The following is a 21258-nucleotide window of genomic DNA, read 5'->3' as shown; positions in this document are numbered from 1 at the left end:
CGCCACGGGGGCTTCCCGTCGTGTGCGCCCCCACCACCCTCTGTAGTTATGCCGCCCGACTTGCCGCGGCCGCCGCGTTCCGCGATAGTACACCTGTACAGCACCCGGGCCCGCGGCCGGCCCCTGCTCCTCGCTTCCGAAGAACGGAGTCCTTCGCGCATGTCGCTGTTCCCCGAGCTCGACGACGACAACGACGACACCACCCTCGAAGACCACCCGCTGGAGCCCGCCGCGCTGATGCGGCTGGAGCTGCTGGTCCGCGACCGCGAGACCCTGCAGGCGTTGGCCGAGGTGCCCGAGGGCCGACCCCGCAGCGACTTCGCGCTGGACGCCCTGCGGATCGGCGTGCTGGCGCTGCGGCACGCCAACAGCCGCATCGACGCCGACCTGGTCAAGAACGCCAGCGCCGAGCTGCTGGAGAACCTGCAGAAGACCCTCGCCGAGCACGGCGAGAAGACGCAGGAACGGACCGCCGTGGTGCTGAAGGAGTACTTCGACCCCGCCAGCGGCCGCCTGCCCGAGCGGCTGCAGCGGCTGGTGAGCGAGGACGGCGAGCTGGCCCGCTTCTTCGAGGTGCAGCTGCACGGCGAGGGCTCGCCCTTCGCCAAGCGCGTCGAGGCGATGGTCGGCCCGCTGCTGAGGCAGCTCGACCCGCAGCAGTCCGAGGGCCTGCTGGCCACGCTCCGCAAGACGGTCGACGCCGAGCTGACCAAGCAGCAGGAGCAGATGAAGCGGGAGTTCTCGCTCGACAACCACGAGGGCGCCCTGTTCAAGCTGGTCCGCGAGCTGACCAGTCGCCACGGCGACCTCAGCAAGGACCTGCAGGGCAAGATCGACGAGGTGGTTAAGGAGTTCGACCTCAACAAGGAAGACTCCGCGCTCAACCGGCTGGTTGGCAACGTCGAGCGGGCGCAGCGGACCATCACCAGCGAGTTCTCGCTGGACAACGAGCACTCGTCGCTCACGCGGCTGAAGCGCGAGCTGCTGACCATCCTCGAGGCGCAGGTCAAAACCAACGTCGAGTTCCAGGAGGAGGTCAAGATCACGCTCGCGCGGCTGTCGCAGAAGCGCGACTCCGACGCCCGCTCGCCGGAGCACGGCAACCTGTTCGAGGAGGCCGTGGCCGAGTTCGTGATGGACTTCGGCCAGCGGAGCGGCGATCTTGCAGATCGCACGGGCGCATCTACAGGCGCTGTCAGCCGTCGCAAAGTTGGTGATGTGGTTGTAGAGCTTGGCCCTGAGTCACAAGGGGCGGGAGCACGGTATGTCGTCGAAGCGAAAGACGACGGGAAGTACACCGTCGTAAAGGCACGCGAAGAGATCGATCTGGCTCGGAAAAATCGGAAAGCCGATTTTGGCGTTTTCGTTTTCGCGCAATCCTCTCAAGCTATGACTCGTCCCCTAGTCCGCTATAGGAATGACGTTCTCGTCAAATGGGACCCGGAGGACCCGGCGACCGACGCCTACCTGCTGGCGGCGCTGGAGATCGCCAAGGCGTGCGCCGTCGAGTTCCACCGCGGCACCGACACCCAGGAGGCCGACTGGCCCAGCATTGACAAGGCGATCAACAGCATCGAGAAGAGCGCGCAGAACCTGGACAAGATCCGCAAGCCGGCCGAGACCATCCGCTCCTCCAGCGAGACCATCCTGGAACGCGTGCGGATCGAGCAGGCCAGCTTCGAGCGGCAGCTAACGCAGCTAAGGGAAAAGCTCGCGGCGCTGCGGACCTCGGGGGATGGCGCTTAGTAGGGTGCGTGCAACGCATCACACAACCGGTCACAGAGCCGGTGCATTTCATGCACCCTACACTACTTATCGTAGCCTGGGGCATCTCCCCTGGTCGCGATGGCTGCACGGGCGCCGGGGGCGCTCCCGCAGGGAAGCCCCCGAGAGGTACGCGACGCGGTTGGTGCGTCGCAGGGGCTTCCGCTATCGCGGAGCGCCCCCGGGGCCCCCACCTCGGAGAATATTTAGATCCCCAACTGCGCCAGCGCGTCCGCGATCCGCCCGATCATCGCCGAGATCTGCGGGTGCTCGGCCTCGAACTCGGTGACCAGGCCGTTGAGGCCCTCGCGGCCGGCGGCGGCGTCCTCATCGGTGGTCGGCTGGTCGGGGTCGGTCAGCCGCTCGATATCGGCCGACACGCGGGCGAACGCCTCGCGGGTCGAGGCGTCGACGCCGTCGGCCTGGGCGAGTTCGTCGTGCAGCTTGCGGAGCGTGGCGACCAGTTCGTCGTGGGTCATGGGGGCGCCTGGGGTGCGGTTCGGGGTCTGGCCTATTGTACCGCGCAGCGTCGGCCGTGACGCCGTCGAATCCGCGCCGCCCTACCCCGCCGCGACCGGCGGCGACCAGCTGATCTCCTCGAACGCCTGCTCGACGATGCCGGCGTCAATCGCTTCGGCGCCCGCGCCGGCGCCGGCCACCAGCGCGAAGTCGGCCAGCCGGACCACGTGCCGCGGCACGCCGGCGGTCAGCTCGTGCAGGCGGGCGATGGCGTCGTCGTCGAAGACGGGCGCCGTGCGTCCGGCTTCAAACAGCGCGTTCTGCACGAAGCCGGCGGCGTCGTCCAGCGTCCAGGGGTAGAGGTCGATCCGCAGGTCGATGGCGTGCAGCACGGCCTCGTCGAGCCGGGCCAGCCGCTCCGGGTCGGTCGCCAGGACCACGGTCCAGCGCGAGTCGGCCTCGGGGTCCAGCCGCAGCAGGCGCACCAGCTGCCGCATCAGGTCGGCGCCCAGCTGGTCGGCGTCGTCCAGCATCAGCACCGCGTCGAGGTTCTGCCACTTGAGGTGCCGCGCGCGGTCCGACAGCCGCCGCCACAGCCGCGCCTCGTCGTCGGTCGGGTCGGGCCCGGCCTGCAGGCCCTCGGCCGCCTGCCACAGCAGCTCGCGGCGGGACAACCCATACGCGTCGACCCGGCACACCGCGGCGCCCGCCCGCTGCAGCCGAAGCTGGGTGGCGGCCAGCGTGGCGGTCTTGCCCAGCCCCCGCTCGCCCAGCAGCACGCCCACCCGCCGCCGCTCGCCCACCAGGTACTGGATCCGCGCGGCGGCCTCCTCCAACGCCTCCGAGGGGTACGCCCGCGTGGGGTCGATGGTCGTGCCAAACGGCGAGTAGTCCAGCTGCCAGTGCTTCAGGTACATGCTTGGTTCCCACGGAGGAGTCGGCCCGGCGCCTGCGCGCGGGCGGGGCTGTTCGTCATAATCGGCGCTGCCGGCGTGCCGACTCAACGCCAACTGGCGCCGCGGGACGCTTGCTAGCATGGGCGAGCATTGTGCGGGCCGTCCCGTTGATCGGCTCGTAGCCCCCGGCTCTGCTGGGAGACAGCATAGGTGCAAAGTGTTGCCATGATTCAATCCCCCGGCAGAGCCGGGGGCTACGATCAACACCTGAGTTCAACCACCCCTGCTCTGATACGCTGCCGTGAGCGAACGTTTCTTCTGCGAACAGCCGATCACCGGCGATACAGCCCAGCTCGCCGGCAGTGAGGCCCACCACCTGCTGCACGTGATGCGGGCCAAGCCAGGAGACGCGATCACGCTGTTCGACGGGTCCGGCGCCGAGTTCGACGCGGAGGTGGCCGCCAGCACGCGGTCCACGGTCGACGCCCGCGTGCTAGCACGCCGCGACGTGGACCGCGAACGCCCGCGGCCGCTGGTGCTGGGCGTGGCGCTGCCCAAGGGCGACCGCCAGAAGTACCTGGTGGAGAAGCTGACCGAGCTGGGCGTCACACGGCTCGTCCCGCTGGTCACCGAGCGGAGCGTCGCGAAGCTGTCGGGCGGGGCGCTCGACAAGCTCCGCCGCGGCGTGATTGAGGCCTCCAAGCAGTGCGGCCGCAACGTGCTGATGACCATCGACGAGCCGGTTCCCTTCGAGGCCGCGCTCACGCTCGCGCCCCCGACCGCCAGCCGGCGGATCGCCCACCCCGGCGAGGGCGCCGACCAACCGGCGGCCGACTCCACAGCCGGCGGCGCCACCGAGGCGTGGCGGCTGATCGGCCCCGAGGGCGGCTTCAGCGACACCGAGGTCGCCGCGGCCGAAGCGGCCGGCTGGTCGCGGCTGTCGCTCGGCCGCACAATCCTGCGGATTGAAACCTCCGCCGTGGCGATCGCCGCGCGGGAAGACTGGTGACGCGCCGGGGCAGGGCGCCGTCAGTCCAGCACCTTCGCCACGACAAACGTCAGGTCGTCTGCTTGTGACACCGCGCCGCGGTAGGTCGCGATCGCCTGGCGGATGGTCTGGCTGATCTGTTCGGCCGGCTTGGCCGCGTTCTCGCGCACGAGCGATTGCAGCCGTTCGATGCCGAACTGTTCGTGCCGGGCGTTCATCGTTTCTTCCAGGCCGTCGGTCGCGACGAAGATCACCGAGCCGGGACCGACCGGCGGCAGCTGGTACTCCTCGTAGTCCTCGCCGTCCATCAGCCCGAGCGGCAGCCCGCCGCCCTCGAGGTCGAAGAAGGTGTCTTTGGTGGGGTCGTAGATCATGGGCGGACCGTGGCCGGCGGAAGCCCACCGCAGCTCGTGCGTCTTGGACGACACGGTCACCAGCAGCATGGTCATGAACCGCTCGCCCTGCGTGTCCTCAACCAGCATGTCGTTGAGGTGGGTAAGGAAGTCGGCCAGCGAGCCGGGCACGGCCGAGCGGCTGCGGAGGATGCCGCGGGCGGTGGCCATCAGCAGCGCCGCGGCGACGCCGTGCCCCATGACGTCGCCGATGACGAGCACGGCCGTGTGCTGGTCGCTGCCCGAGACGTCCAGGAAGTCGTAGTAGTCGCCGCCGGTCTCGTCGCAGTAGGTGCTGTGGCCGGCGATCTCCAGGCCGGGCAGTTCGGGCGAGTCGGTCGGCAGCAGGTTGCGTTGCACCTCCATGGCCAGCGAGAGCGACTTCTGCATCCGCATGCGGTCCTGAAGCCCGGCGGCCATCCGGTTCACCTCGGCCGCCAGGTTGACGTACTCCGGAGCGTGCCGGACCTCGATCTGCGTGTCGAGGTCGCCCTGGCCGATCCGCCGCACCGCGGTCACCAGCTGGTTGAGCGGGCGCACCAGCCAGCGGGCGGCGAACAGGCCGATGGCGACCGCCAGCGACATCGCGATCAGGCTGGTCAGCCAGCTCCGCGAGTACTCGCGTTCGATGTGGGCGGTGAAGTCGCTCTCGGGGACGATCGTCACGAGCGTCCAGTCGAGCCCCACGCCGTCGCCTACCCGCGAGGTCGTGACGTAGTGCGGTTCGTCGAGCAGCGGCACGAGCGCGTCGGCGGCGCCGTCGCGTTGCTCGATCACGCCGCCCGCCGCGGCCAGCAGCGGGTTGTCGCTGTCGGCCAGCCGGACCAGCCCGCCGTCCTGCGTTGCGACCGCCGCGTCGGCGGAGGTCGCCAGCAGCCGCCCATCGGGCGAGAGCAACGCCGCGACGCCGGTCTTGCCGATCGACTGCCGACCCAGGTACTCCGACAGGTCGTTGAGGGAGAAGTCGGCGTCGACGACCCCGATAAACTCGCCGCTGTCGCCGTACAGGGGGATGCCGTACGAGATGCCCAGGGTGACGCCGCTGCTGTCGACGCCCCCGACCCAGACGTACGGGGCGCTCCACGCCGAACCGCCGGCGTCGCGCGGGGTCGTGAACCAGGGGCGCTGACCCACGTCAAAGTCGAAAGTCTTGGCCTGCGCATCGGTCGGTTGGCCGTCGGCGCCGAGCCGCCACTCCTGCATGGTCGGGGCGTCACCGTCGGCCTTCAGGGCCCAGTAGGCCGACCCGTCCGCGTAGCGGGTGACCCACGCGGAGCGGCCGTCTGCACCGCCCCACGCGATGGAGCTGAGCGTGTCGAACGCCTCGGCCTGACGCAGGATGGTCGGCCGCCAGGCGGGCAGGTCGTCCAGCGGCAGCAACCCAGAGGCCACCAGGTGCTCGTTCACTCGGCAGACCTGCACCGGCGTCGAGAGCACGTCGGTGATCTTGGTCGACGCCGACTGGTGGATCTGCTGGATGCCCTGCTCCGCCAACTCGGCCACCGCCCGTTTGGACTGCGCATTCCAGGCCAACGAGAGCCACAGCCCCACGGCCAGCACGGGGACTCCAAACAGGACGGGCGCCAGGAGGTTGATCGACAGTCGGGTCGGCATTGCAAGGCTGCAGGCGGGAGCTGGGGCGGGCTTGCGGGCTACTCTAGCGGATTGAGCTGCGGCCGTCAGCCGCGGCCACAGCGCCCCGGCGAGGCCTGATCGCTGGCGGCTTCAAATGGTACGATGAGGCTCCGACTACCGCCGCCCGGCCACGACGGCCCCGCCCAGGAAACCACTATGCGACTCATGCTTGCACTCCGCTGCTTTGCGCGGGTGCTATTCGACGCCGACTTCGGGAAGACGATCCAGCAGCTCGATGACGGCGCATCCGCTCCGCAGGCGGAGCTGCCGCCGCCCGCCGAAGGCCCGGCCGTCGCCCCCCCACCCGCCGAGACCGGCCGGAGCGACGCCATCGCCCTGCTGGCGACCCTGCAGCGCGAGGCCCGGTTCGTCGACCTGGTCAGCGAGTCGCTCGACGGGTACTCCGACGCGCAGATCGGCGCCGCCGCGCGGGAAGTGCTCTCGGACTGCGGCAAGGTGCTCGACCGCGTGTTCGCCCTGGCGCCGGTCGCCGACGTGGCGGAGGGCGAGCCCTACCAGGCGCCCGCCGACTACGACACCCGGCGGCTGCGGCTGACGGGCAACCTCTCGCAGCAGCCGCCGGTCACCGGCACGCTGGTGCACGCGGGCTGGGTCGCCACGAAGTGCGAGATCGCGTCCTGGACCGGCAGCCCCGACGCGGCCCTGGTTGTCGCGCCCGCCGAGATCGAAGTCACCTGAATCGCGGACGACCGAGCCGACCACAACGATGAGCGCTAAGTACCTGATTGGCGTCGACCTGGGCACCACCAACAGCGTGGTGGCGTACGTCCCGCTCGACGCGGAGCAGCCCGAAGTCCAGCTGCTGCAGCTGCCGCAGCTGGTGGCGGCAAGCACGGTGGAGCAGCGCGGCGCGCTGCCGTCGTTCCTGTACCTGGCGCCGCTGCACGAGGTCGAGTCCGGCGGGCTGGACGTGCCGTGGGAGAACGGCCGCCGGTACTGCGTGGGCGAGTATGCGCGGCGGCGCAGCGCCGAGATGCCCGACCGGACCGTGGTTGCCGCCAAGTCGTGGCTGGGGCACAGCCGCGTCGACCGCCGGCAGCCGATCCTGCCGTACGGCGCGCCGAAGGAGGTGGACGCGGTTTCGCCGGTCACGGCCACACAGCGGTACGTGGAACACCTGATCGCGAGTTGGGACGCCGCGTTCCCCGACGCGCCGGCGCGCGACCAGCAGGTCGTGCTGACGGTGCCGGCGTCGTTCGACGCGGCCGCGCGGCAGCTGACCCGCGAGGCGGCCGAGGCGGCCGGCCTGCCGACCGACCTGGTGCTGCTGGAGGAGCCGCAGGCGGCGCTCTACGCGTGGCTGGCCGAACGCGGCGACGCCTGGCGCAAGGACCTCAAGTCGGGCGACCGGCTGCTGGTGTGCGACGTCGGCGGCGGCACCACCGACCTGACCCTGATCGACGTGACCGACGAGGGGGGCGAGCTCGAGCTGCGGCGCCTGGCCGTGGGCGACCACCTGTTGGTCGGCGGCGACAACATGGACCTGGCGCTCGCGCACCGCGTGGCCGGCCTGTTCGGCGAGCAGGGCGTCAAGCTCGACGCGTGGCAGTCGGTGTCGTTGTGGCACGCCTGCCGCGACGCCAAGGAGGCCCTGCTCGACTCCGACGGGCCCGAGACGCACCGCGTGTCGGTGCTCGGCCGCGGCAGCAAGGTGATCGGCGGCACCGTCAGCGTCGACGTGCCGTCCGACCTGGCTTCGGAGCTGCTGGTGGGCGGCTTCTTCCCGTCGTGCCAGCTGACCGACAAGCCCCAGCGGCAGCGCGCGTCCGGCTTCCAGGACATCGGGCTGCCGTTCGAGTCCGACGTGGCGATCACCCGGCACCTGGCGGCGTTCCTCACCGCCCACGCCGGCGACCAGGGCGAAGCCGCCTACCCCACGCACGTGCTGTTCAACGGCGGCGTGTTCAAGGCCGACGCGCTCCGCTCGCTGGTGCTCGGCGCGCTGCGCGACTGGTCGCCCGCGGGGCACACGGTCGCGGAGCTGCCCGGCCAGCACGACCTGGCCTACGCCGTGGCCCGCGGCGCCGCGTTCTACGGCTGGACCAAGCACCACGGCGGCATGCGGATCCGCGGCGGCACGGCCCGCTCGTACTACGTCGGGGTCGAGACCGCCGGCCTCGCCATCCCGGGCGTGCCCCGCCCGCTGCGCGCCTTGTGTGTGGTGCCCTTCGGCATGGAGGAAGGCACCGAGGCCGAGGTGCCCTCCGGCGAGATCGGCCTGGTGCTGGGCGAGCCGGCCCACTTCCGGTTCTTCAGCTCCGCCGTGCGGCCGCAGGACCAGCCCGGCGACGTGCTGCCCCACATCGACGAGGACCAACTGGCGGAAACCGACTCGCTGGAAACGGCCCTCGAGGCCGACGGCGACGACCAGGACACGTACGTGCCGGTCCGCTTCGAGTCGCGCATCACCGAGCTGGGCGTGTTCGAGCTGTGGTGCGTGAGCACCACGTCTGACCGCCGCTGGAAGCTGGAGTTCAGCATCCGCGACGATGCCGATAATGGGGCCGAAAACGGAGCCAACGACGGGGCGCCGGCGTGACCGCGCAGCCTCACGAGCCCGCCGCCGGCGCTCCGACCAGCCGGTACGTCGTGGGCATCGACCTCGGGACCACCAACTCGGCGCTGGCCTACGTCGACTCGAAGGAGTCGCCCTGGCGGATCCGCACGCTGCCGCTACCGCAGGTGGTGGCGGCCGGCGAGGTCGACGACCGCCCGACGCTGCCATCGTTCCTCTGCCAGGCGACCGCCGCCGAGCAGCAGTTCAACGCGTTCGCCCTCCCCTGGAGCGACGCCCCCCAGCCGTGGGCCGTCGGCGCGTTCGCCCGCGACGAGAGCTCCAGCCGCCCGGGCCGGGTCGTCAGCTCGGCCAAGTCGTGGCTGTCGCACTCGGGCGTCGACCGCTCGGCGGCGCTGCTCCCCTGGCGGGGCGACCCCGACGTCGAGCGGCTCTCGCCGGTCGACGCGGCGGCCGCCGTGCTCCGCCACCTGCACGACGTGTGGAATCATCGGTTCCCCCAGCACCCGCTGGCCGAGCAGGACCTGGTGATCACGCTGCCGGCGTCGTTCGACGAGGTGGCCCGCGAGCTCACGCTGGCCGCCGCCAAGCAGGCCGGCCTGCCACGCGTGGTGCTGCTGGAAGAGCCGCAGGCCGCGTTCCACGCCTGGATCGACCGCCACCGGGACGACTGGCGCGAGCTGGTCTCGCCGGGGCAGAAGATCCTGGTCTGCGACATCGGCGGCGGCACCAGCGACTTCACCCTGATCCGCGTCGGCGAGAACCAGGAGAGCGGCGACCTCGAGTTCCACCGCGTCGCGGTCGGCGACCACCTGCTGCTGGGCGGCGACAACCTGGACCTGGCGCTCGCGCGGAGCGTCGAGGCGCAGCTCGCCGCCGGCGGGCGGCTGGAGAGCCGGCAGTGGGAGGCGCTCGTCCGCTCCGCCCGCCGCGTGAAAGAAACCCTGCTCGCCGACAACGCGCCCGAGTCGCTCACCATCCACCTGCCGGCGGCAGGGTCGAAGCTGATCGCCGCCGGCCTGCAGGCCGAGGTCACCCGCACCGACGCCGCGAAGCTGTTGGTCGACGGCTTCCTGCCGCGCGTCGACCTCGACGCGCAGCCGCAGCGCGGCCAGTCCGGCTTCCAGGACTTCGGCCTGCCGTTCGCCGCCGACCCGGCCATCACCCGCCACCTGGCCCACTTCCTGACCTGCCACCGCCACACCGGTGACGAGCTCCCCGCGCTCCGCGCCCGCCCCACCGACGCCGCCGACCCGGCCCGGCCCGACGTGGTGCTGTTCAACGGCGGGTTCTTCGCGTCGCCGCTGCTGCGCGACCGCTTAGTCGAGGCCCTTGGCGAGTGGTTCACCGGCCCCGACGCCGACTGGACGCCGCGGGTGCTCGACAGCCAGCAGCTCGACCTGGCCGTGGCCTGCGGCGCCGCCTACTACGGCATGGTCCGCCGCGGCGACGGCGTCGGCATCACCGCCACGCTCGCCCGCAGCTACTACGTGGGCGTGGCCGGCCCGACGCCGCGCGCCGTCTGCCTGGCGCCGGGCGTGGCCAAGGCGGGTGACGACTTCGAGGTCAGCGACCTCGAGTTCGAGCTCACCCTCGCCGAGCCGGTCGAGTTCCCGATCTACGTGTCGAGCACGCGGCTGGTCGACGCGCCGGGCCAGCTGATCGGCGCCGACCCGGCCGAGCTCACCCCGCTGCCCCCCATCCGCACCGTGCTGCACGCCAGCCGCAAGACCGACGCGCAGGTCGCCAAAGTGCGGCTGCACGCGCACCTGTCGGAGATCGGCATGCTCGAGCTCTCCTGCCGCAGCGTCGACTCGCAGCGCAGCTGGCGGCTGCAGTTCGACGTCCGCTCCACCACGGAGACCGACCTCAAGCCGCACGAGTCGTCCGCCGAGGGCGAGGGGTTTGTCGACGATGAGCTGCTGACCGCCGCCCGCGCGGCGATCGAGGCCGTGTTCGGCGAGTCCGCCGCCGAGCCGCCGTCGAAGCTGATGAAGAGCCTGACCGCCGCGCTCGACCTGCCGAAGCACGAGTGGCCCACCTCCGTGCTGCGGCGGCTGTGGGAAACGCTGATGGAATGCGAGCCGGGCCGCCGCCGCTCCGCCGCCCACGAGTCGCGGTGGCTGAACCTCGTCGGCTACTCGCTCCGCCCGGGATACGGCTTCGCCGTCGACGACTGGCGCGTCGCGCAGACCTGGCGGGCGGTGAGCGGCAAGCTGGCGTTCCCCTCCTCGCTGCCCGAGTCGCTGATCCTCTGGCGACGGCTCGCCGGCGGGCTGGCGGACGGGCCGCAGCAGGGGCTGGCCGAGCCGCTGCTGGCGGACGTGCGGGCGCTGCGGCGGCGGTACAGCGGCGGCAAGGCCAAGGCGATGAGCACCGCGCTCGACCCGACCCGCACCGCGGAGATCTGGCGGCTGCTCGGCGCGCTGGAGCTGCTGACCACCACCGCCAAGACCGAGCTGGGCGACGCCATCACCGAGCTGCTGCCCAAACGCAAGCTGGCGCCCCGCGCCGCCGACATGGTCTGGACGCTCAGCCGGCTGGGGCAACGCAAGCCGCTGTACGGCCCCTTAAACACGGTCGTGCCGGCCGAGGTCGCCGAGCGGTGGCTGCAGGCGATCATGGACTGGGCGGGCGACCCGCCGGTGGCCCACTTCGCGGCGATGCAGCTCGCCCGCCGCACCGACGACCGCCACCGCGACATCGCCGAGCCGCGCCGCGACGCGGTGCTCGCCTGGCTGCGCCGCCATGAGGCGAATGACCACCTCGTCCAGCTCGTCGAAACCGGCGGCGCCCTGGAAGCCCAGGAACGCCAATCCGCCTTCGGCGAGTCCCTGCCCGCCGGGCTGAGGCTGTCGGAGTAGCGGGATACCGGTCCAAACCGACGATGCTCGAGCGGGGCGGTTTTCCGAATAGGTGGCCTGCAGATCCTGATTCCCAGACCTATCGAATTGCACTAAACTGCCCGGCAGGACGCGACCCATCCGGCAGGCGGAGCCGCGTCCTTCGTTGCAGTCTTTTCTCATCAAGCCCGAGCCGGCTTCCCGGCGAGTAGTCAATCGGCCCTCGGCCGGCGCATGTTCTGCTCCTGGGTGACAATTGGAACGAAAGCCCTCGGCGCCAACGGAGCCCAGAGGAGCTGCGGAATCCATGAACCCCAACGAACTCACGCTGGCCGATGGGTCGCCGGCCGGGGACGAGGGCCGGCTCGGCCGGGTGCTGCAGGGCAGTCGGGACGGCTACTGGGAGTGGCGTGACCTTTCCACCAATGTGTTTTGGTGGTCGCCGCGGTTCTACGAGATGCTCGGCTACGCAGATGGGGAGTTCGTCCCTACGTCCGATCGGATGCTCGAGCTGTTCCACCCGGACGACGCCCAACGCGCCCGGCAGAGGATGGGCGAACTGCTGCAGGACACGGAGCCTTTCCGGTCTCAGTACCGGATGCGGAGCAAATCGGGCTCCTACGTGTGGATCGAGTCGCGCGGCGAAGTGTTCCGCAATGGCGACGGCCAACCCCACTGCGTGTCCGGCACCGTCCGCGACATCACGCAGCAGCGCGAGGCGGAAACAAAGCTGCGAGAGAGCGAAGAGACCTTCCGGTGTATGTTCGACCGCTCCGCCACCAGCATGGTCACCGTCGACCTGACCGGACGCATCCTCCGCGTCAACGACTCCACCTGCCAGATGCTCGGCTACCAGCGAGAGGAGCTGCTCACGCTGAGCTTTACTGACATCACCGCACCAGAGGATCTTCCCGATTCCATCGAGAACTTTCAGAACCTGATTGGTGGGGAGAAGGACTACTTTTCCCTCGAGAAGCGCTACAAGCGCAAGGACGGTTGCGTCCTGTGGGGGACGGTGACCGCAACGCTGGTGCGCAGCGCCGACGGCGCCCCCCTGCACGTGCTAGCGCAGCTGCTGGACGTCACCGCTCGGAAGCAGGCCGAGCTGGCGCTGCAGAAGAGCGAGGAGTGGTTCCGATCGTTGATCGAATTGAGCACGTCCGTCTACGCCGTTACCGACCGCGAAGCGACCATCCAGTACGCGAGCCCCTCCGTTCAGCGGGTGCTGGGGTGGACGCCGGAAGAGATCGTGGGAACGAACGGGTTTGCCCGCGTCCACCCAGACGACGCGACAACCGCACGGCAGGCGTGGGACCGGGTGGTCGAGTGCCCCGGCCGGGAGGAGTCCTTCGAGGTTCGTCACCACCGCAAAGACGGCGCCCTCAGGTGGGTGCGGATGATATGCGCGAACCACCTCGCCAACGACGCCGTCCGCGGCGTAGTGATCGCTTCACAGGACATCACCGCCAGCAAAGACGCCCAGGCGTCTCTTGTGAAGAGCCAGGAGCGGTTCCAGTCGCTCTTCGACAACAGCCCCGTTGCGCTGTGGGAGGAAGACTTCTCCGCGGTCAAGAAACGCATCGAAGAGCTCCGGCAGGACGGCGTGACCGACTTCCGAACCTACTTTGAGCAGCACCCGGAGAGCGTCGCGGAGTGCGCGCAGCTGGTGCGGGTGCTGGACGTCAACCGCGCTGCGCTCCACCTTCACGGCGCCGAGTCGAAGGATCAGCTCGTCGCGAACCTCGCCGCGATCTTCACCGAGAAGTCGTACACTGCGGTCCGGGCGCAGCTGGTCGCCATCGCCGAGGGGCTCACCAAGTACGAGTGCGAGGCGTCGGCCAAGAGCCTCGACGGGCGCGAGGTCGAGACGGCCCTGCGCTGGGAGGTGGTCCCCGGGTGCGAGGAATCGCTTGAAAGGGTGCACCTGTCGACAATCGACATCACCGCGAGGAAACGCACCGAGCTCCGCCTGCGCGAGAGCGAGCAGAAGTTCCGCACCGTCTTCAACCAACAGTACCTCTTCATCGCCATCTTGACCCCCGACGGCAGGGTGCTGGAGGTCAACGACCTCTGCCTGAAGATGCAGGGAGCGTCCCGCGAGGAATACGACGGCCAGTACTTTTGGGACACGCCCGCCTGGCGCGAGCTGCCCGAGTGGCAGGAGAAGATCCGCGGCCGCGTGGTGGAAGCACAGACCGCCGACGGACCGATCCGCACCGAGGACGTGTACCGGTTCGCCGACGGGACCATCCGCTGCGCCGACGCGGTCTGCACCGGGGTCCGCGGCGACGACGGCGAGCTCCGGTACATCGTCATGCACGCCCAGGACACCACCGAGCGGCGACAGGCCGCCGAGGAGCTCGCGCTGGTCGCCGAGCAGCGCCGCCGCGCCGCCGAGGAGCTGGCCACCCACAAGGAGATGCTCGAGCAGGCGGAGAGCATCGCCCAGGCGGGCTGCTGGGAGTGGACGCTCGACACTAATCGGGCCGTCTGGTCCGCGCCCATGTCCGACGTGTTCGGGGTCGGCTACCGGGAGCCGTCCTACGAGCAGATTCGTTCCCTAATCCACCCGGAAGACGTCGAGTGGTGGGAGGGGTACCTCAAGGAGATGGTAGAGCACACCTCCGAGCCCTTCGACATCGACTACCGGATCTGCCGGCCCGACGGAGCAGTCGCCTGGATCCACAACGTGGCGAAGGTCTTGAGGGACGACCGCGGACGACCGCTCAAGATGATCGGCATGTCGCAGGACGTCACCCAGCGTCGGCACGCCGAGAAGGTCCTGCAGAAGAGCGAGGAGACCTTCCGCAGCCTGTTCGACCAATCGCCGATCGCCATCCAGCTGTACGACGAGTCCGGGCGGCTGGTCGACGTCAACCAGCGGACGCTCGACCTGTTCGGCGTCGACGACAAGCAGCGTCTGCTGGGCTACGTGATGTGGGACTCGCCCGACTACACGCCCGAGCGGATCGCGCAGGTCAAGAGCGGGCATTCGATCTGCATCTCCACGGAGCTCGACTTCGGCCGCGTCAAGCAAGCCGGGCTGTTCCCGACCTCCAAGACCGGCGTGCTGCACCTCGACATGCTCGTCTGCCCGCTCACCGTGGCCGGCGCGATCTCGGGCTACACGGTGCAGCTGGTCGATCTCACCGAGCGGCGCAACGTCGAGACGCACCTGCGGCACGCGCAGAAGATGGAGTCGATCGGCCGCCTGGCGGGCGGCATCGCGCACGACTTCAACAACATCCTGATGCCGATCCTCGGCTACGTCGAGATGGTCATGCAGACCATGGACAAGGACCAAGAGGCCTACGCGCAGCTGGCGTGCGTGCAGGAGGCGGCCGACCGCGCCAAGAGCCTGACCCGGCAGATCCTGGCCTTCAGCCGCAAGCAGGTGCTGCAGACCCAGGTGCTGAGCCTCAACGACGTGGTCGCCGACTTCGAGGAGATGCTGCGGAGGCTCATCGGCGAGGACGTGCAGCTCGCCGTGCGGCTCGCCGACGGCCTGCGGCTGGTGGAGGTCGACCCGCGGCAGATCGAGCAGGTGCTGATGAACCTGGCGATCAACTCCCGCGACGCCATGCCGCGCGGCGGCCGGCTGACCATCGAGACCGCCAACACCGGCCCGCACGATTCCGACGCCGGCGACGAGCCGCCCGGGCGGTCCGTCATGCTGGCCGTCACCGACACCGGCCACGGCATGGACGCCGCCACGCGCGAGCGGGTGTTCGAGCCCTTCTTCACCACCAAGGAACAGGGCAAGGGGTCGGGCCTCGGCCTCTCCACCACCTTCGGCATCGTCAAGCAGCACGGCGGCGCGATCCGCGTCGAAAGCCAGCCGGGCGCCGGAGCGTCGTTCCGCGTCTACCTGCCGATCGCCGACGCCGCCGGCCGGGACGACGAGCCGGCCGCGTCGGAACTCGACTCGATGCACGGGACCGAGACCGTGCTGCTGGTCGAGGACGACAAGCTCGTCCGCCGGATGGTGTCGCAGACGCTCTCGTCGCTCGGGTACGAGGTGCTCGAGACCGCCCACCCCGACGAGGCCCTGCGGCTCGCTATCCAGCGCCGCGACGACATCCACCTGCTGCTGACCGACGTCATCATGCCCGGCATGAGCGGCGCTGAGCTGTACCGCCGCGTGGCGGAGTCGACCCCGGCGATCAAGGTGCTGTACATGTCCGGCTACACCGACGACGCCATCGTGCACCACGGCGTGCTGACCGAGGGCGTGCCGTTCCTGCAGAAGCCGTTCCGCATCCGGCGGCTCGGCCAGATGGTCCGCCAGGCGCTGGAGCAGCACCAGCTCCGCCCCGACCTCGACTAGTGCGGGCGTTCGCCCCGCCGGCCTAAGGCTGTCGGACTAGCGGATCGTCAATCAAGCGCTTCGCGCGTCGCCCCCCAACGCCCCGCCGCCCCATCCCAACCCGCCGCGGGAGCCGATCCTGGCCGGGATTGATTGCAATCTGGTCGCGAGGGTTCTAGGATCGCAGGTCAGCCCTCCTCTTGATCGCGGTAGACGCTGCTATGACTCGACTCCGTGTTGACGCCGCCGCGCTCCTGTTGCTGCTCGCGCCGGTTTGCTCTGCCGGTGAGTGGGCGTACCGCCCGCTCGTTGAGCAGGACGATTCGTTCGTGGGGTTCGTGGGCAGCCCCATCATCAACAACGCGGGCGATGTCGTCTTTGTCGCCGAGGTCTTTGACGACGACGGTCCCCGACCGGACCTGGGGCTGTTCCGCACCGCGGGCGATTCGATCGAGCAGGTGGCGTTCTCCAACGGCCTTTCGCCCTACCGCGACGCCAGCTTCGCCCAGTTCCCACTCCTCAGCGACAGCGGCCAGGTCGCGTTCTACGCGGTGAGCTTCCTGCATGGCGCCGGCATGTTCACCGGCCCCGACCCGGCGGTCGACTCGATCGTCAACCAGGTGGCCGACGGCGTCACCGGCGTGGGGCTGTTCCCCGCGATGAACCGCCTTGGCGATGTGCTGTTTCAGGCCGGCCGACCCGGCGGGGTGTCCGGGATCTATTCCGGCCCCGACCCGGTAGCCGACCTGCTGGTGGACAACAGCGGGCCCTTCTTGTCGGTCGGCACGCAGGTTGATCTCAACGACCACGGGGACGTGGTCTTCGAGGCGCGCCTGCCGAACGGCGAGGCGGGGCTCTACTCGGGGCCCGACCCGGCGACCGACACGCTGGTCGACTCCACCGGGCCGTTCGCCGCCACCTTTATCAGCCCACGCATCAACAACCGGGGCGACCTGACGTTCTACGCCGAGCTCGACTCCGGCGTCACCGGCCTGTTCACCGGCCCCGACCCCGTGGCCGACCTGCTGGTCGACGACACCGGGCCGTTTGAAGTGCTGGGCGGGGCGATCGTCAACAACTCGGGCGGCCTGCTGTTCAGCGCGGTGTTCGACAACGGCCGCATCGGCGTGTTCGACGGCACGGACGTGGACGAGGACCGCGTGGTCGGCACGGGCGACCCGCTGTTCGGCTCGATCGTCACCGAGATCGCCGCGTACGACGCCTACAACGACGCCGGCCAGTTTGCGTTCCGCTACGCGCTGGCCGACGGGCGCGAGGGGATCGCGATCGCGGCGCCGATCCGCCCCGGCGACTACAACCGCGACGGCGCCGTGGACGCGCTCGACTACCACCTCTGGCGGTCGCAGTACGGGACGCCGGTCGCCGCGCCGGGCGATCAGTCCGACGGCAACAGCGACGGCGTCGTCGACGCCGCGGACTACACCGTGTGGCGCGACGCGTTGGCGCCGGGCGTCGGCCTTGCCGCCCCGGCGCCGCCGGCTTGCGTATCGGTCGTTACGGCCGCGGCACTGTCGGCGTTCATGAGACGACGGCCCTCCTAACCGCGGCGACAACCGCCGCCGCAACATAGCCGGTTTCGCCCTCATCCCAACCCGCAGCGTCAGCGAGGGCGGCGCTGCTTTTACGCGGCATCAACGTGGGCGTGGCGCCTGACAAACTCACCCTCAAATAGCGTTCGCAGCAGTTGTCCGAATCGCTGCAGCGCAACGAGCCGGTTGCGTGTGCCACTGGCGTCTCTAGGGCGACTTCCGCAGCACGCTAGTGTCAGTGGCTGAGCCAGTGGTACTCGGCGTAGCCGTGCAGCATTGAGATGTCGGCCACATTCAGAGACAATAGACGGTTGTTCAGATACTCCTGCGGGATTTGATGATGTTCGACTGGTTTCTTACGTACTTCGAGCTGATTCTCGGCATCGCTGGAGCCGTCTCACTCATCGGCATCGCGATGGGCTTCCTACGGATCACCCTGACGCGCCCGAGCAGGTCACGATGGCGAGTACTAGGTGGAATTGCGTTGCTCAGTTTGGTCTGCTTTCTCGCAGTTCTTCGGGGAGGTCCGGGTGGCAAAAAGACTACACCCCAGGAGCTCGACCCTGACCGACTAATCGATACCTCACTAACTGCGGTGGAGAGGCTACAGAATCCGTGGGAAGCCTACGAAGATCCGCGTTGGCCCGTAGTTGAAACGTTGGCGGAGATTAGCGATATCGCGTACGATCCGCCGGTGTTCGCTGCTGGAAGGTACGAGGGACTTGGTCTCTCGCGATGCTTTCCACTCTTTGACCGGTCGATGGTCGGATATGTACTTGCGATCGATGATGTTGCAGTTGTCGTTTTCCGGGGTACGGACTTCAATGAATGGTCTGACTGGGGAGTCAACAAGGCTGTTAGAGCGGCTCCCACAGAGCACGGCGGCATACATGCGGGCTTTGATCGCGCGTATGATGGCTTGTCGCCCCAGATCAATGAAGTGCTTGATCGACTTGCGCCGAAGCACCTGTGGGTCACAGGGCACAGCCTTGGCGGCGCTCTGGCAACGGTATGTGCTTACAGACTCGAATCACGGGGCGAACACAAAGTCACCGGGCTGATCACGTTCGGCCAACCCATGGTCGCGAAGCTTGATCTCGCCGAGCACCTGGATGACCTTTTTGACAATCGATACGCATGGTTCGTGAATGGCAGCGACGTCGTACCGAAGACACCACCTGGCTATGAGCCCGCAGGCTCATTGGTCGAACTCAACGGAACGTTGAGACCCGGTCGATGGCGACGTACGCGTGCTGTGTACTCCTCATCCAGTGTCGACGACTCGCTTCCTGCCCAACCTCTCCAAGCTCACCCACTACCCCCGTTGACCGAAGAAGAAAGTCGCCTACTTCAGCAACGACTCAAGGCAGAACCACCACCGGTTTTCGACGACGCTCCCAGAGCCTACTCGATGGCCGTGCCGGAAATCGACAATCACTTGATGCCTGCCTATTTGGGTTCGATCCGACAGCTCCTCGGGATCAGTATGCGAGGCGACTGAGTCATTACACGAGATAAGCCGTGCCCACAGCCAAAATAACCACCACGAGTGCTGATACTGCGGAGGTCGAACCGCTGGTAGTTCGGGATGGTCCGCTTGCACGGTTGGTGTTCAAGCCAAAGATCGTGAACAACGATAGGGACAAGCTGCAACCCGTGAAGGGAAAACTGGTTTGGCAGAAGCGGGGCAGAGCAGATGTCACAGATCCCTGGCAGGATGACACCCATTTCAAATTGACCACCATGAAGGCCGGCACTGGCATGCAGCTGCAGCTCAGTACTGCAGAGCTCTTCTCGCTCACTCAGATTGTTCGCGGCCTTTATGGCAAGTTCTGGAAGGACGGGCACCAGCTGCCAAGAGATGGTGACACTTTCGAGCTAGCTGACTACGCCAAGACAGCAGCAAGCCTCGATGCTCTTAGCAATCTGGCCGATCTGCTGCAAGCCGTTGGCGAAGAAGGCTTCGCTGATGTAATCCGCCTGCTGACGGACGCCAAATCGTCTGGGCTAGCGATCGAAGCGATCTCTAAGCTTCAGCCGGACGACCTTGCGGGCTTAGGCGCTATCGCCAGTCTTGGTGCCCTGCGAGAAGCACTGTGCCTGTGGGAAGCGAACAAGACGAATGCTAGTGAGGAGTTCTGGCAGAAGGCCTTTCAAGCACGACCATTCGTGCTATCGCAAGCGTTTTCATCACCCGTGGTGATGCTGGCTGGTAAGAGCTACGTCGGCGGTAAGAACTTCCACAACAAGGGCGGCAAGGAGGTCGATTACCTCCTTCGCAACACGCTGACTAACCACCTTCTGCTGGTTGAAATCAAGACGCCTTGCTCTCGGTTGCTCGACACGCAGGCATATCGACAGGGGGTCTACGCCCCCTCTCGCGAGTTGACGGGAGCGGTCGCCCAAATCTCGAATCAGAGAGACAAGTTGTTGAAAGGTTTCAACGAAAAGCGAGTGGAGACCGAGGACACGACCGGCCAGAGAGTGCGGTTATCTGAACCTCGTTGCCTGGTGATTGCCGGCGACACGGAACAGCTTGCTGATGCTGAGAAACTCGATTCGTTCGAGCTCTTCCGATCGGGCCTGAGAGCGGTCGATGTCATCACGTTCAACGAACTGTTTGCCAAGATCGAGTCCCTGGTCAGTCTCCTCCAGATGGAGCAGGCGTCAAATTGCACCGATTCGGCTGCCTCAGAGACCAGTTAAGCGCGGGGTTCAATGCCCAATACTTGTGGCGTAGTCCGATTCCACCTGCGTGTGCTGCTGCCCATGCTTCTCGGCGCCACTGCCCAGCTCGCTGGAAGTGCCGATCGGAGGTGTACGCTACCCTAATAGAATTAGGCGCAACGTCCTGGACGGCGTCGGCATAGCTACGCGGCCAGCTAGACCGCTCTCATTCCCCCCGCCACTTCTTTGTAGAAACCGGCCACCCCGCGCGGTCTAATGTGGGGTGCGTGGGGATCGGTCCGCGCCGCCGATCGGGTTGCGGGGTGGGTGTGGGCGATTGCTGTCCGTGGGGCGCGCCCGCCCTGGTCCTCCCCAAAGGCGGAGGCAATTCACTAGGCTTGGACTTTTGTCCCTATTGGCGCACAGGGGTGGACAAAAGTCGGCCGCTGGCAGCGAGGAGCAAACCGGCAGACACTGCTATACAAGTGTGAAACGAGCCTGCGGGCTCGGGGTGGGAGCCGACTTTTGTCCCTAAAAATCGATAGCGCCAACCGGGACAAAAGTCGCGCGGCCGGGCGCCGCGATCAATCCGCCGCCGGCGGGGTCGTCGCTTGCTCTTCGACCTTCTCGGCAGCGGGCTTGTCGACGGCGGGCGCTTCATCGGCCGGCTGGTTGTGCTTGAGCTCGCCGAACAGGTGGCCGCCGTGGCCGGCGCCCTGCCAGTAGCCGGCGTACTTGCCGCCGTGGATCATCACCCGCGCGGAGTACACGCCCAGCCCGGGGAAGCCGAGGTTGTCCACGCGGATCACGGCGGTGTCGCCGGCGAAGTCGACCGGCAGCGTGATCGGCAGCTCGACGTCGTGGTCGCCGTAGCGGATGCGGGCCGGGATCAGCCACATGCCCTCGCCGACCTTGCGGACCTGGCCGAGGTCGTAGCGTTCGGCGCGGGGCTTGGCGTCGGGGCGGTCGCTGAGGGTGAACGAGCCGTCGAGCGTCGCGCCGGCCATCGCCTTGGCGAACGCCTGCTCGGCGGGCGAGAGCTCTAGTTCAGAGTCAGCGGCGCCGGCTGGCGCGGCGGCGTCGGTGGGCGTGGCGGCGGGCTGGGCGGCAGCGGCTACTGGCAGCGCGGCGGCACAAAGCGTCAGCAGGACAAGGCGGCTCCGCATGGCGTTCTCCGCGGTGGGGACACGTGGCGGGCGACCGGTCGGTCGCCGCGTGCCGC

Annotated in this window: 13 protein-coding genes; 9 read left to right on the top strand and 4 right to left on the bottom strand. The window is 68.4% G+C overall.

The window, feature by feature from the left end:
- Positions 1-159 precede the first annotated feature (159 nt).
- Complete coding sequence (locus tag KOR34_RS20170; protein WP_146567603.1) at positions 160-1746, top strand: hypothetical protein; 1587 nt, start codon at positions 160-162, stop codon at positions 1744-1746.
- Positions 1747-1970: 224 nt separating this feature from the next.
- Here KOR34_RS20170 and KOR34_RS20165 read toward each other — a convergent pair whose 3' ends face one another.
- On the bottom strand, positions 1971-2243 hold the full coding sequence (locus KOR34_RS20165; protein ID WP_146567601.1) for a DUF4404 family protein: 273 nt from the start codon (positions 2241-2243) through the stop codon (positions 1971-1973).
- Positions 2244-2324: 81 nt separating this feature from the next.
- The gene (locus KOR34_RS20160) at positions 2325-3140 is read right to left on the bottom strand and encodes an ExeA family protein (RefSeq protein WP_197531620.1); all 816 of its coding nucleotides are present in this window, start codon (positions 3138-3140) and stop codon (positions 2325-2327) included.
- 280 nt (positions 3141-3420) lie between these two features.
- Here KOR34_RS20160 and KOR34_RS20155 point away from each other — a divergent pair, with 280 nt between their 5' ends.
- The gene (locus KOR34_RS20155; RefSeq protein WP_146567597.1) at positions 3421-4128 is read left to right on the top strand and encodes an RsmE family RNA methyltransferase; all 708 of its coding nucleotides are present in this window, start codon (positions 3421-3423) and stop codon (positions 4126-4128) included.
- A gap of 20 nt (positions 4129-4148) precedes the next feature.
- On the opposite strand, the gene KOR34_RS20150 is transcribed toward KOR34_RS20155, so the two are convergent.
- On the bottom strand, positions 4149-6113 hold the full coding sequence (locus tag KOR34_RS20150) for a SpoIIE family protein phosphatase (protein WP_146567594.1): 1965 nt from the start codon (positions 6111-6113) through the stop codon (positions 4149-4151).
- Positions 6114-6290: 177 nt separating this feature from the next.
- Here KOR34_RS20150 and KOR34_RS20145 point away from each other — a divergent pair, with 177 nt between their 5' ends.
- The 7 genes from KOR34_RS20145 (at position 6291) to KOR34_RS20115 (ending at position 20075) form a co-directional block, all read left to right on the top strand.
- Positions 6291-6833 (top strand): DUF2760 domain-containing protein, encoded by a 543-nt coding sequence (locus KOR34_RS20145; protein WP_197531619.1) that lies wholly within the window; start codon positions 6291-6293, stop codon positions 6831-6833.
- A gap of 28 nt (positions 6834-6861) precedes the next feature.
- On the top strand, positions 6862-8694 hold the full coding sequence (locus KOR34_RS20140) for an Hsp70 family protein (RefSeq protein WP_146567590.1): 1833 nt from the start codon (positions 6862-6864) through the stop codon (positions 8692-8694).
- On the top strand, positions 8691-11534 hold the full coding sequence (locus KOR34_RS20135) for a hsp70 family protein (protein WP_146567587.1): 2844 nt from the start codon (positions 8691-8693) through the stop codon (positions 11532-11534). The genes KOR34_RS20140 and KOR34_RS20135 overlap by 4 nt, the downstream gene beginning before the upstream one ends.
- A 286-nt stretch (positions 11535-11820) precedes the next feature.
- Positions 11821-15840, top strand: a complete 4020-nt coding sequence (locus tag KOR34_RS20130) for a PAS domain S-box protein (protein WP_146567585.1) — start codon at positions 11821-11823, stop codon at positions 15838-15840.
- A 200-nt stretch (positions 15841-16040) separates the two neighbouring features.
- Positions 16041-17381 (top strand): DUF7453 family protein, encoded by a 1341-nt coding sequence (locus KOR34_RS20125; protein ID WP_146567583.1) that lies wholly within the window; start codon positions 16041-16043, stop codon positions 17379-17381.
- Between the two features lie 328 nt (positions 17382-17709).
- A complete protein-coding gene (locus KOR34_RS20120) occupies positions 17710-18870 on the top strand; it encodes a lipase family protein (protein ID WP_197531618.1) in 1161 nt (386 codons plus the stop codon).
- A gap of 20 nt (positions 18871-18890) precedes the next feature.
- Entirely contained in the window at positions 18891-20075 is a 1185-nt protein-coding gene (locus tag KOR34_RS20115) for a Shedu immune nuclease family protein (protein ID WP_146567579.1), read from the top strand.
- A gap of 545 nt (positions 20076-20620) precedes the next feature.
- Here the strand turns inward: KOR34_RS20115 and KOR34_RS20110 are convergent.
- The gene (locus KOR34_RS20110; RefSeq protein WP_146567577.1) at positions 20621-21202 is read right to left on the bottom strand and encodes a hypothetical protein; all 582 of its coding nucleotides are present in this window, start codon (positions 21200-21202) and stop codon (positions 20621-20623) included.
- Positions 21203-21258 lie beyond the last annotated feature (56 nt).

Origin of the sequence: Posidoniimonas corsicana (genome assembly GCF_007859765.1) — a bacterium.
GTDB lineage: Bacteria > Planctomycetota > Planctomycetia > Pirellulales > Lacipirellulaceae > Posidoniimonas > Posidoniimonas corsicana.
This window is presented reverse-complemented; position numbering and strand designations above follow the sequence as displayed.

Bases quoted from the DNA above. Each gene is read 5' to 3' on its own strand.
- KOR34_RS20170 (WP_146567603.1), top strand. From the start codon at position 160: ATGTCGCTGTTCCCCGAGCTCGACGACGACAACGACGACACCACCCTC.
- KOR34_RS20165 (WP_146567601.1), bottom strand. From the start codon at position 2,243: ATGACCCACGACGAACTGGTCGCCACGCTCCGCAAGCTGCACGACGAA.
- KOR34_RS20160 (WP_197531620.1), bottom strand. From the start codon at position 3,140: ATGTACCTGAAGCACTGGCAGCTGGACTACTCGCCGTTTGGCACGACC.
- KOR34_RS20150 (WP_146567594.1), bottom strand. From the start codon at position 6,113: ATGCCGACCCGACTGTCGATCAACCTCCTGGCGCCCGTCCTGTTTGGA.
- KOR34_RS20145 (WP_197531619.1), top strand. From the start codon at position 6,291: ATGCGACTCATGCTTGCACTCCGCTGCTTTGCGCGGGTGCTATTCGAC.
- KOR34_RS20140 (WP_146567590.1), top strand. From the start codon at position 6,862: ATGAGCGCTAAGTACCTGATTGGCGTCGACCTGGGCACCACCAACAGC.
- KOR34_RS20130 (WP_146567585.1), top strand. From the start codon at position 11,821: ATGAACCCCAACGAACTCACGCTGGCCGATGGGTCGCCGGCCGGGGAC.
- KOR34_RS20125 (WP_146567583.1), top strand. From the start codon at position 16,041: ATGACTCGACTCCGTGTTGACGCCGCCGCGCTCCTGTTGCTGCTCGCG.
- KOR34_RS20120 (WP_197531618.1), top strand. From the start codon at position 17,710: ATGTTCGACTGGTTTCTTACGTACTTCGAGCTGATTCTCGGCATCGCT.
- KOR34_RS20110 (WP_146567577.1), bottom strand. From the start codon at position 21,202: ATGCGGAGCCGCCTTGTCCTGCTGACGCTTTGTGCCGCCGCGCTGCCA.